3 protein-coding genes are annotated in these 2,219 nt (G+C 52.8%); 1 reads left to right on the forward strand and 2 read right to left on the reverse strand.

Going from position 1 to position 2,219, the window contains the following annotated elements; translation table 11 throughout:
* Together WCE46_RS05715 and WCE46_RS05720 are read right to left on the reverse strand one after the other, a co-directional pair.
* A partial coding sequence (locus WCE46_RS05715) for an RNA methyltransferase (RefSeq protein ID WP_424732740.1) occupies positions 1–602 on the reverse strand: 602 nt, incomplete at its 3' end.
* A gap of 7 nt (positions 603–609) precedes the next feature.
* The gene (locus tag WCE46_RS05720; protein WP_424732741.1) at positions 610–1,296 is read right to left on the reverse strand and encodes a phosphoglycerol geranylgeranyltransferase; all 687 of its coding nucleotides are present in this window, start codon (positions 1,294–1,296) and stop codon (positions 610–612) included.
* 183 nt (positions 1,297–1,479) lie between these two features.
* Between WCE46_RS05720 and WCE46_RS05725 the strand changes: the two genes are divergently transcribed.
* On the forward strand, positions 1,480–2,219 hold a 740-nt coding region (locus tag WCE46_RS05725; protein WP_424732742.1), incomplete at its 3' end, for a CHASE4 domain-containing protein.

A 2,219-nucleotide genomic window follows, 5' to 3' on the forward strand; every position in this document is an offset into this window, starting at 1 on the left:
CGGATCATGATCATCGTGTTCTCGCGCTTGAAGGCCGGGTGGTGCACCTCGTCCAGAAACCGGTCGATATGCCGGTACAGGTGGCCCATATCGTACGGCGAAGCCAAACGGTACTGGGGTACCGGGAGGTTCGCGAGTTCGTAGCAGACAATCCCCACCGCGTGGGAGAGGTTCATGATCGGGTACTCGTCAGAGGTCGGGATCGTGCAGATCATGTCGCTCCTCTTCACCTCGTCGTTATTGAGTCCCCAGTTCTCGCGCCCGAAGAGGATCGAAACCCTTCCATCCGCGGTGCCGATGCGCTCCCGGAGATCGCGGGGCGAAAAAAACGGCATCCTCATCGGCGTGCAGACGGATTTACTGACCTGCCCGGTTGTCGCAATTACGATACTGCTCCGGGCAAACACATCCTCTATCGTGCACAACTCTGCATTTTTCAGGACATCCTGCGCATGGGAGGCGCGGGCTTTTGCCTCGTCCCCGAGTTTACAAGGGTCGATGAGTACCATCCGGGTAAACCCAAAATTTTTCATCACCCGTGCGGCAAACCCCACATTTCCCTCGTAGAGGGGGGCCACGAGCACGATGTCAATTTCAGGCATAAAAAAGTTACTGGACCGCGTCCACGGTTGCCTTGAGAACGGCAGCGCCTTGGTCATAGACCGCGTTCCCGACCACGATCGTATCCGCAAATTTGCCCATGAGAGCGGCTTTTTCGGCCGAGTTAATCCCGCCGCCATAGTACAGGATCGACTGGTCAATCGCTTCAGATGCCGCTTTCACAACGGCAGGGTCGCCGTACATCCCGGAATATTCAATATACACAACCGGGAAATGGAAGTAGTGGTCGGCGACGGAGGTATACGCTGCAACCTCCGAAGGTTTGAGGTCGCAGATTGCCTTTGTAACCCGACCGACTGATGAGTTGGGGTTGAGCACGATATAAGCTTCGGGAACAACCGCATCCCAGGGGATACGACCGTTCTGTTGCTGCACCCAGTACCGGTGCTTGCCGACGATCCATTGCACATCGGTCGTGTTCATCACGCTTGGCACAAAGACATAATCGATTCCTTCAATAAGCACGGCATCGGGGCCGGCAGGTTCCATCACGAGCGGCAGGTCGTATGCGGCAATCTGCTTCTGGAGAGCAAGCAGGTTCTCTTTTGTCACGTTCAACGTGCCCGAGAGCATCAGTGCGTCAGTCCCACTTGCGGCGATCGCATCGATATCTCCAGGTTTAAGCTGCTTGTCAGGATCGAGTTTGGTCACATGCACCCAGTCTTTCCACTTCATATCAGTATCATCAGTACCTGTGTCGTTTATCCCAATAAACCGGTGCACCGGTCTTTTATCAAGGCTACCTGGTTTTGCAAAATCCTTCGCCGTAAAAATGGAGTTGTTTCGGGATATGATATCAGGGAAATATGACAGTATTTATATCGCGGGAATGGCTATGGAAAATATACACTGGTTTTCATGAATCTTCAGGAAAAAACACTTGTTATTCTTGTTGCTTCGATTATTGCCGTGACATTATTCATCACGGTTTTTGTGTCAGGCATTCTCCTCACCAGTTATTCAAACCTTGAAAAGGGTTATGTTGAAAAAGATCTCCAGCAGGTGCTCAACAAAGTACACGATGACGAGGCGTCCCTTTCAGCAATTGTAAGTGACTGGGGGCCATGGGACGACACCTACAATTTTGTCAACGGCAACGAGCCGGATTACGTCACCTCAAACCTCGTCCCTGAAACGTACGCAAACCTCCGGGTGAACTTCATCATCATTACCAACCGCGAGGGGGATATCGCCTATGCCGGGGCTTATGACACCGGGACAAAGACGATGGTACCGGTGCCCGGTGATCTTCTTTTGCAGATTCGCCGGGAAAACCCGCTCCTGAATATGTCATATCCCCGGGGAGCGACTACGGGTATCATGATGCTGTCCGGCCAGCCTCTGATGGTTGCCTCCCGCCCCATTATTCATACGGATTTTTCCGGCACTCCTCAGGGTGTCGTTATTATGGGCCGGTATCTTGATCAGGAAGAGATCAACCGGCTTTCCACGCTTGATCAGGTTTCGCTCACGATCACTCCTGCAGCCGATCCTTTGCTGCCTTCGGAGGCCACAAAAAATCTGCATACTGAACCCGGCAGCGAACCGGAATTTATCACGCCGATCAATTCCAGTTACATCGGGGGATTCGCCCTCAT

The organism is Methanoregula sp., assembly GCF_049690535.1.
Classification (GTDB): Archaea; Halobacteriota; Methanomicrobia; order Methanomicrobiales; family Methanospirillaceae; genus Methanoregula.